We start from the raw sequence: 9,189 nt of genomic DNA, 5'->3' as shown, positions 1-9,189 counted from the left end.
GAGACCTATAACAACGTCCGGCCGCACCAGGCGCTCGGCTACCTGACTCCGAACGAGTACATCCGCCGCTGGAAGGCGGCGCAGCCTGCCACACGCTCATGAGGAGGCAAAGTCTTTCGGATCTACTGGACCAGTACATGTTATTGACACGCGCTCCGGCCGTTCCTACAATCACAGGGTCGGCGCTCCTCGGTAGCTCAATGGTAGAGCATCCGGCTGTTAACCGGAGGGTTGTAGGTTCGAATCCTACCCGAGGAGCCAATTCTTTGTGGCTTTCATCTTTCCGTTCGCCCGTCTGTCCGTTCTCGCGCCGACCTTCCGCCGCCTCGTTGCATCGACGTTACGAGCCGCTGACAGATCCGTGATGCGGCAGGCGCATCCTGGGTGCGGTAGGGGCGAATCTCTGGGAGGTGGGAGCCGATGGAGCGACGGACGACCGCAGTGCTGGCGGCCGTGGCGGGCCTCGTGCTGCTCGCGGCGGCAATCGGCCCGGCCGCGTTCGGCGCCGCGAACACGGTGGACACCGCGGCGATCATGGTCAAGGGAGTGTCGACGAAGGTCCTGACCGACGCCAAGGGCATGACGCTGTATTACGTGGCGAGCGACACGCCGACGACAAGTTCGTGCACGGACGGCTGCGCGAAGATCTGGCCGCCGCTCCTCAGCACGTCGGCGCCGGCGACCGGGGAGCCGCTTCCCGGCAAGCTTGCGCTCGTCACGACGGCGAACGGCTCGCAGGTGAGCTACAACGGACACCTGCTCTACGTGTACTCGGGCGACAGCGCGCCGCACCAGGCCAACGGCCAGGGCGTCGCCGGGAAGTGGTGGGTAGCGAAGGTCGACCTCAAGCCGGGGGCTGCCGGAGGGTCCGGACAGCCGAAGCCCAGCAACAGCGGGTACGGCAACGGGGGCTGGTAGGCTCGACGCAGCGGCGCGTTAGCGCCGCGGTTTGACCGCCTCGCGCGCGGCCGGGCGCCTGCCGATCGGGAACCCGGCCGCCGCGCAGGCGCCCCGCACGACGGCGAACTCCCGCTCGTCAAGCAGCTGCTTCGTCTCCTCCGCGGCGAGCGCGTACAACTCGAGCGCCGCGCCGCAGGTCTGCTCCAGCGTCTCCGCCTGAACGCCCAGCGCGCGGCGGTGGGCGCGGCGCCACGGCTCGCCCATGCCGGCGACGATCGCCTCGTACAACTGCGAATCACCGTCGTACAATGTGCGGCGGTGCACGGCCAGCACGCGAGGCAGGCGGAGGGCGAGCACCGCGCGCTGGACCGCGGCCGCGCTGTAACGGCTGGCCCGCAGGCTGCCCACCAGCTTGAAGACTTCTTCGGCGTAGTCGGTAATCTGCTCGGCTACCCACGCGTCGGGCCGGGCGCCTAGCGCGTCCCACGCCCACGCGAGCGCCTCACGCTTCAAGCCGGCGGCCTGTTTCTTCGGATCGTGGACGATCACGGCGCGCCGCCAGCCCGGGATCGTGCTGAGGTCGGCCAGGTCCGAGAAGCCGTCGCGGACCTGCGCCGCGGTCCGCCACTGCACCGAGACGACAAAGGGTTCGTGGATCTCGAGCCGGCGGACGGGTCCGCGGCCGAGCGCGATCAGGTCGAGGTCCGAATGGTCGTGGGCGTCGCCGCGCACGCGGCTCCCGACGAGCGCCACGGCCTCGGCCCGCTCCTGCGCGAGGCGCTCCGCGACCTCGCGGGCGGCGCGCACAACGTCCGGCGCCACAGAGTCCGCGCGGCCTGCCGGGAAGGGGCGGGCGGCGGCGCGTCCTGAGGGCGTGGTCCGCGCGCGCACGACCCCGGGTGCGCGCGGACGCGAGGATGGAACCATCGTGACGGAAAGATTCGCCGCCCTGCGGGGAACCCCTCACCGCCGCCGGGGCGGCGGATCGTCGCAGGCGCGGCCGGCTTGGCTACGTGGGGGCGCGATCAGGCCGTCTTCGCGTTGTATCTGCCGGTAAACCGCGTCCAATACCGGCGGACGTCGTGGCCGCCAGCGCGCCGCATGGCGCGCCAAATCTCAGAGCCTTCGCGGTCTTCAACCCGAACAGCCACCAGCGCTTCGCCGGCCCGAATCCGATCTTCGTACCAATATACGTCGTCCGGCGGAGGGCCCTCCGCTTCCATTTCCGGTCGCGGCCCGGCCGCATCGAACAGCCACTCGCCCCACCCTCTGATGCCGCGGGGCGCCGCGGCGTAGGTTTTCACACGGTAGTCGTCGTCACGCAGACCGAGGCTCCGTAGGACGCCGGCCGCCCGCTCTGCCGTCGCTTCGTCGGGAAAGAGACCAAGAACATACTCCACGGTTGGGGCCCTCCGTTACCGGCATGGCCGTGCCGTCAATTGATTTTCCCCAAGGCGCCCGTGGACGTTTCACGTTGCCGGCGTCGACCCGGCGTGGCCAACTTAGATTTTCTCGCTCAGCAGGGCGGCGATCTGCCGCTCCGTCACGTCATACTCGCCTTCGCCGACGTGCGTGTACCGGATCTGCCCGTGCTTGTCGACGAGGTACAAGGCCGGCCAGTAGGCGTTGTGGTAGGCGTTCCAGATGCGGTAGTCGTTGTCCATGACGACCGGGTACGTGATGCCGAGGCGCGCGATTGCCGCGCGCACGTACTCGACCTTGCCTTCGTGAGCGAACTCGGGCGTGTGCACGCCGACGAGCACGAACCCCTGCCCGTGATACTTCGCGTACCACTGCTTCATGTAGGGCAGGACGTTCAGACAGTTTTCGCAGCCGGCCGTCCACATTTCCACGCCGACGACTTTGCCGCGCAGCGACGCGATCGTCACCGGCCGCCCGTCCGTATTGAACCAGGGACCGCCGCCGGCGAGGTCGGGGGCGTTCGCCGCCGCGAGGCCGGGGAGCGCATGAAGGCCCAGCATCCCCGCCGTCAGAACAGCCACGCACGACGAGACCACTAGCAATGTCCGCATGGGTATCCTCCGCGGTGCGTCAGCGATCAACCCCACCCTATCGGGCGGGTGTAAATTTTTGATAAAGCCCAGGGGCGGCGGCGTCCTGCGGCGCTTAGACGAGCCGGTCGATCACCATCGCGGTGAAGAGCAGACCGAGGTACAAGATCGAGTACCCGAAGAGCGCCATCTCGAGGCCGGGCCGGCGGAGGGCCAGGACGGCCCACGCCAGGCCCACGAAGACCGCGTCGAGCGCGACGGCGGCAATGGCGTAGGCCGGTCCGAGCGCGTGGAGCGGCACGTAGAGCGCGAGGGTGGCGGCGGCCAGGACGAGCGAGTAGACGAAGATCTGCCGGCGCGTCTCCGCGTCTCCCCGCACCACCGGCAGCATCGGCACCCCGGCCGCGCGGTAGTCGTCGGCCTTGCCGAGCGCCAGTGCCCAGAAGTGCGGCGGCGTCCACAGAAATACGATGGCGAAGAGCGCCACGGCCGGCGCCTCGATGCGGCCCGTCGCCGCGGCCCAGCCGACCAGCGGCGGGACGGCGCCCGCGGCGCCGCCAATCACGATGTTCTGCGGAGTCGCGCGCTTGAGCCACAGGGTGTACACGCCCACGTAGAACAAGATGCCGGCCGTGGACAGCGCGGCCGCGAGCAGGTTCACGCCGAACGCCATTACCGCCATCGAGAGGCAGCCGGTGACCACCCCGAAGGTCACCGCCTGCGACGGGCGGACGCGGCCGGCCGGCACCGGGCGCAGGCACGTCCGGCGCATGATGGCGTCGATATCCCGGTCGACGTACATGTTGAATGCGTTCGCGGACCCCGCCGCGAGGGTCCCGCCGAGCACCGTCAGGATGAGCGCCGCGAGCGGCAGATGGTGCGGCGAGGCGACGATCATGGTCGTGATCGTCGTGATCAGCAGCAGCAGGATGATCCGCGGCTTCATCAATGCGAGGTAGTCGCGCGCCGTGGCGGCCGCCCGCGCAAGGGGGGTCCGGTTCTCTTCTTCAGCCCAGCCGAGCGCATCGGCGGCGATCGGTTCGTCGATGGACCCGCCGGCGATCGTCGGCATTGGCCGCCGCGCGCCGGCCGGCGAGTGGGAGCGGCGGGACGCGGCGGCCGCGGGCTCCGGTGCCGGCCCGGCGAGCGCCGTGGCGACGACGAGCGCCGCGAACAGCGCGGCCGCGAGCCCGAGGTGTACGCTCTGCACGGCCGGCGCGAGCCGCGTCGCGACGTTCAGCACCCCGGCGGCGATCTGCAGCACGACGCACAGCAGCGCGAGATGCGCCGCGACCACCAGGCGGCGGACGCGCAGCCGCGTCGCCGCGACGGCGGTCCAGACCACGAGCGCGGTCACGACGAGCGCCCAGAATCGGTGCAGCATGTGGATCTGCGAGGGGGCGTCGGGCGGTAGCACGACGCCCCCCCGGCAGAACGGCAGGCTCGGGCATGCCAGCGCGGCGCCGCTCGAGCCGACGTAGCCGCCGATCAAGATCATCACAAAGGTCGCCGCCGCGGCGCCGAGCGCCAGCCGGCGGAATCCGGCCGGTGCGGAGGCGCCGGTGGGGCGCAGCGCGTTGGATGCCTGGGCGAGCAGCCCCGCAAGGAACAGCATCGCCACGCCGAGATGGGTGGCCACGAGGCCCGGCGTGAGCCGCCACTTGACGGTCAGGCCGCCGAGCACGATCTGTACGGCGACCAGCACCAGGACGGTCAGCGCGAGACGCCCGCTTCCCGGTACCGCCCGCCGCACGCGCCACGCCAGCACCGCGGTCAGCAGCACGAGCACGCTCACGGACGCGGCGAGCAGCCGGTGGCCGTACTCGATCAGCACCAGCCCCTCGAGCGGCGGAACGAGGCGGCCGTGGCAGAGCGGCCAGTCGGGACAGGCGAGACCCGCGCCGGTGATCCGCACGAGACCGCCGAGCAGCACGAGCAAATACGCCGCGACGGCCGTCGTCACGGCGAAGGCGCGGAACAACCAGATGGGCGGGGGAGTCGGCTCGATCACGTCGCTCGACGAATCATATCATCAGGCGCAGGGCGCCGGTAGTCCTGCGCCGGGGTCGGCGTCAGGCGGTCAGGTGGCTCCCGTACCAGTCGAGCGACATCTTCCAGGCGTCCTTCGCGGCCTCCGGCGTATAGGCCCGCCGCGTGTCGTCGAAGAAGCCGCGCCCGGCCTTCGGCTCAATCTTGTACGTCCACGGCTCGCCGGATTTTTTCATCGCCGCGTCGAGGTCTTTGAGGTCGTCCGCGTCGTGGCCGTCCCCGTCGCCGTAAATGGCGAGGACCGACGTGCTGATGCGGGGCACCAGTTGGAGGTTCGGCACGCCGCCGTAGCAAATCGTGGCCGCCCGAAGGTCTGAATTGTCCGCCAGCAGGAACCACGAGAAAGCCCCGCCGAGACCGAACGCCATCATGCCCACCCGCGTCTTGGCGACGAGCGGGTGCGTCTCGAGATAGCGTACGGCGCTGTTGGCGTCCTGGATGAACTGCGGGATCAGGATCCTCGCCATCGCGTCGCCGACCTGCGCCGGCGTGCCGGCCTTCGCCGTGCCGCCGGACCGCGACAGGAGGTCCGGCGCGAGGGTGACGTAGCCGATCTTCGCGAAGCGGCGCGCCACGTCGCGCATATGCTCCGACAAGCCGCTGGCGTCGTGCAGTAGCAGGATGGCGGGGTACGTCTCTCCCCCGGCCGGGGTGGCAAGGTATCCCTGGAGCGTCGAGACGAGTCCGGGGAACTCGACCGAGCCGGCGGAGATCGCCGGATCGTCCGGCTTGACCGTGACCCCCGATGTGCCGACTTTGTCCGGAGGCGAACCCGGCGGGGGCGGCGTCTTGGCGGCGGCGGCCCAGGCGTGCGGCGGCCGCACCGCGGTGAGTGCGCCGGCGATCAGGTATCCCAGGAACCGCCGGCGATCCACCCGTGCATTCTTCCCGATCTCACTGCGCATCACTGTCCTCCGGCGACATTGGCGTGTATGCCGCCCATCGAAGTACGCGTCGATTCGACGTCCGGGTTCCGTACACCCGGCGGGTCGGGCGGCAGAAACAGGGCGATCGCGAAAGCGGCGAGCGGCAGCAGCGCTGTGATATCCAGCGCGCGGAGCACTCCCCAGCGATCCGCGACGGCCCCGAGCAGCGTCGTGCCGATGCCGCCGGTGCCGACGGCGAAGCCGATGATCAGTCCCGAAATGAGGCCGATCCGGCCCGGGATGACGGACTGCGCCATGACCATGACGACGGCGAAGGTGCTGACCGCCGCCATCCCCGCAATCAGCGCGGCGATCAGCCCGACGGGCCCCACGGCGCGCGGCATCAGCCACAAAAGCGGCGGCAGGACGAGCATGGAGACGAGCAGCATGCGCCGGCGGCCCCAGCGGTCCGCGGCGACGCCCCCGAGGAGCGTGCCCACCGATCCCGCGCCGAGAAAAAGGCTGATCAAGAGGCCGGCATAGGTCGGGTTCAGGTGATGGACGCCGGTGAGGTACAACGGAATGAAGCTGGACTCGCCGACCGAGACCCAGGAGCGGAGGATCACGAAGCTGACGAGCAGGGTCAACATCGTGCGCGCGGCCATGCCTCCGAACCGCGCCGGCGCCGCGGCCCCGGCCGGCGGGTGGGCCTGGGAATCCGACGAGGCCGTCCGCGAGGTCTCGTGCCATTCGGCTTCGAGCTGGCTTCGCCGCCGGGGCGACGCGACGAACCACAAGATCACGGCCGCCGGGATGCTGAACACCGGCAGGTAGAACAGCCCCCGCGGACCGGCGAGGTGCAGCGCGATGCTCGCGGCGGCGGGTCCGAACCCGAACCCGACGTTGCCGCCGGCGGAAAAATAGGACATTCCCGTGGCGCGCCGTTCGCCGCTCGCAAGGCCGGCGAACTTGTACCCTTCCGGGTGAAACGCGGCCACCCCCACGCCGCACAAGAAAATCATGGCGATCATGACCGCGAAATGGTGGGCGGAGACCGCCAGAATCATGCCGGTTCCGGAAATGAGCGCTCCGGCCGGCATGAGCCAGCGCATCTGGACCCGGTCGCTCAGCACCCCGAATGCGGGTTGAATGACCGAGGAGCTGATATTAGCCATGAGGACCACAAAGCCGACGTCCGTGTAGGATAGATGGTACTGGCTCTTAAACAGCGGCAGGAGCGCCGGCAGCGCGCCCTGCGATAAGTCGGTCGCGAAGTGGCCGTAACTCAACTGGGCGAGAACGCGGCGGTTCACAGACTGAGGTCGTTCGACGGCCGGCTGATGCCGGCCTCCCCCGACGCAGCGCACAGACGAGGTGGGTGGAATGCGAATGAAGCAGATCTCGCGCGCGGCCGGAATTGCCGCCATCGTGCCGGTCGCCGCCGCGCTCACAGCCGCAGCGCCGGGTACGGCGCTTGAACAGGCGGCGCAGCTTTGGTTCGTGCCGCGGGCCCAGGCGGCCGCCCAGCAGACGCCCGTCGCCCGCGTGTCCGGCGAGCGCGCCTACCAGCACGTGCTCGCGCTCTCCCAGAAGATCGGACCGCATCCGGCCGGCTCTGTCCAAGATCGTTCATCGGGCGAGTACATCGCATCACAGCTCACGCGCGACGGCTATGCCGTCGAGTGGCAGCCGTTCACGTTCCCGTACTTCGGCGTGCGCCGGATCGCGCTCACCGTCCCCGACGGCCCGGCGCTGCACCCGCGCGCGATGGAATACTCGCCGTCCACCGCCGACGGCGGACTGACCGCGGAAGTGGCGGACGCGGGGCTCGGGCGTCCAGGCGATTTCGGCGGGCAGACCCCCGCCGGCGCGGCGATGCGCGGCAAGATCGCCCTCGTGCGGCGCGGAGAGTTGATGTTCCGGCAGAAGGCGGAGAACGCCGCCGACGCCGGTGCCGCGGCCCTCATCGTCTACAATTCGCAGCCCAACGACTTCGCCGGCACGCTGGGGCAGGCGGCCCGGATCCCGGTTGTGTCGCTGTCGGGAACCGAGGGGCAGAAGCTTCTCGACCGCGTGCGGAGCGGCCGCACCGTCGCGCACCTCGACGTCCAGACGGTCAACGAGCGCCGCACGACCTGGAACATCGTCGGGACCAAGGCGCCCCCGGCCGGCACGGCCGCGGGAGGCGACGCCGGCAAGATCCTCATCGTGGGCGCGCACCGCGACACCGTGGCCGGCGCGCCGGGCGCCAACGACAACACCTCGGGGGTCGCGACGGCGCTCGAAACCGCCGAGGTGCTGAAGGACGTGCCGCTGGGCGTCACGGTCCGGTTCGTGTTCTTCGGCGCCGAGGAAGACGGCCTCTACGGATCCGCGGAGTACGTCAAGCACCTCGAGCGCGGCCGGATCATCGGCATGATCAATCTCGACATGGAGGGCGTCGGGGAGCGGCTGATCGTCGCCGGCCGGGGCGACGACACGCTTGTGCGCACCGCCGCGCGCCTTGCCGCGGACCTGGGTATCCGCGTCGATGTGCGCGGCGCCGAGGGCGGCAGCGACCACGTCAATTTCGAGAAGGCCGGGGTGCCGGTCGTGTTCCTGTTCCGGCCGGACGATCAGTACTACGACACGCCGCGCGACACGGTGGACCGGGTATCGCCCGCGCTGCTCGAGGCCTCGACGCGCCTCGCGGTCGCGACGGCGCTCGCGGCGGCGCAGACGAAATAGGGCGCCGCGCCTATCGCAGGCTAGTCCCCGCCAGGGGAGTTGGGGCCGAACATCGCGGCCTCGTCGGCGCGTGGGTAGGCGAAGGTCTCGCCCCGTCCGAACCACAGGCCGACTTCGTGCGCGGCTTCCTCGACGGTGCCGGAGGCGTGAATCAGGTTACGGACGGGCCGCTGGGCTTCGTTGGCGACGGTCGGCGCGTCCGTTGCGAAGTCGCCGCGGATGGTGCCGGGGGCCGCGAAGACGGGAAGGGTCGCGCCGACGAGCTTCCGCGTGACGCTGACCGCGTGAACGCCCTCGAACACGGCCGCGATGATCGGCGTCGTCAGCATGAAGTCGATCAGCCATCCGCGGACGCGCCGCCCGATCTCCAGCGCGTCGTCCGTTCCCATGCGCGCGCGCACGTCCCACCCGTAGGTCTCGAAGGCTTCCTTGGTCTTGCCGCCGATCGTCCGCACCCACTCCTCGTCGGACGGGTAGTGGCGCTCGAGCGTCGCCCGCTCGGCCTGCAGCATCCGAAGCCCGACGATCTTGAGTCCCGCGCGCTCCAGCCGCGCCAGTATCTCTCCGGTCAGCGCGCGCTGCACCCCGTCCGGCTTGATGAGAATCAGGGTGCGTTCGTGCCTGACGTCAGCCAT

The 9,189-nt window shown here is 70.1% G+C and carries 10 protein-coding genes and 1 tRNA gene; 4 read left to right on the top strand and 7 right to left on the bottom strand.

Features of this window, described 5'->3' with window-relative positions:
- From VKT83_11905 to VKT83_11895, 3 genes are all read left to right on the top strand, one after another.
- Positions 1-102 (top strand): integrase core domain-containing protein (locus VKT83_11905; GenBank protein ID HLY23157.1); only part of this gene is annotated, 102 nt, incomplete at its 5' end.
- A gap of 84 nt (positions 103-186) precedes the next feature.
- Positions 187-261, top strand: a tRNA-Asn gene (locus VKT83_11900).
- A gap of 159 nt (positions 262-420) precedes the next feature.
- Complete coding sequence (locus VKT83_11895) at positions 421-918, top strand: hypothetical protein (protein ID HLY23156.1); 498 nt, start codon at positions 421-423, stop codon at positions 916-918.
- Positions 919-936: 18 nt separating this feature from the next.
- On the opposite strand, the gene VKT83_11890 is transcribed toward VKT83_11895, so the two are convergent.
- The 6 genes from VKT83_11890 to VKT83_11865 form a co-directional block, all read right to left on the bottom strand.
- A complete protein-coding gene (locus VKT83_11890) occupies positions 937-1,722 on the bottom strand; it encodes a nucleotidyltransferase domain-containing protein (GenBank protein ID HLY23155.1) in 786 nt (261 codons plus the stop codon).
- Between the two features lie 203 nt (positions 1,723-1,925).
- Positions 1,926-2,300 carry a hypothetical protein gene (locus tag VKT83_11885; protein ID HLY23154.1) on the bottom strand — a complete coding sequence of 125 codons (375 nt, stop codon included), beginning with the start codon at positions 2,298-2,300 and terminating at the stop codon, positions 1,926-1,928.
- A 102-nt stretch (positions 2,301-2,402) separates the two neighbouring features.
- Positions 2,403-2,933 carry a redoxin family protein gene (locus VKT83_11880; GenBank protein ID HLY23153.1) on the bottom strand — a complete coding sequence of 177 codons (531 nt, stop codon included), beginning with the start codon at positions 2,931-2,933 and terminating at the stop codon, positions 2,403-2,405.
- A gap of 94 nt (positions 2,934-3,027) precedes the next feature.
- Positions 3,028-4,923: a heme o synthase gene (locus VKT83_11875; GenBank protein ID HLY23152.1), complete on the bottom strand. Its 1,896-nt coding sequence runs from the start codon at positions 4,921-4,923 to the stop codon at positions 3,028-3,030.
- Between the two features lie 61 nt (positions 4,924-4,984).
- A complete protein-coding gene (locus VKT83_11870) occupies positions 4,985-5,866 on the bottom strand; it encodes a dienelactone hydrolase family protein (GenBank protein HLY23151.1) in 882 nt (293 codons plus the stop codon).
- The gene (locus VKT83_11865) at positions 5,866-7,140 is read right to left on the bottom strand and encodes an MFS transporter (protein ID HLY23150.1); all 1,275 of its coding nucleotides are present in this window, start codon (positions 7,138-7,140) and stop codon (positions 5,866-5,868) included. The genes VKT83_11870 and VKT83_11865 overlap by 1 nt, the downstream gene beginning before the upstream one ends.
- Before the next feature lie 76 nt (positions 7,141-7,216).
- Between VKT83_11865 and VKT83_11860 the strand changes: the two genes are divergently transcribed.
- Positions 7,217-8,554 carry a M20/M25/M40 family metallo-hydrolase gene (locus tag VKT83_11860; protein HLY23149.1) on the top strand — a complete coding sequence of 446 codons (1,338 nt, stop codon included), beginning with the start codon at positions 7,217-7,219 and terminating at the stop codon, positions 8,552-8,554.
- A 20-nt stretch (positions 8,555-8,574) separates the two neighbouring features.
- Here VKT83_11860 and VKT83_11855 read toward each other — a convergent pair whose 3' ends face one another.
- Complete coding sequence (locus VKT83_11855; protein ID HLY23148.1) at positions 8,575-9,189, bottom strand: nucleoside-diphosphate kinase; 615 nt, start codon at positions 9,187-9,189, stop codon at positions 8,575-8,577.

The organism is bacterium (assembly GCA_035308905.1).
In the GTDB taxonomy this organism is placed as follows: domain Bacteria; phylum Sysuimicrobiota; class Sysuimicrobiia; order Sysuimicrobiales; family Segetimicrobiaceae; genus DASSJF01.
The sequence above is the reverse complement of the archived record's forward strand: the minus strand, read 5'-3'. Positions and strand labels throughout refer to the sequence as shown.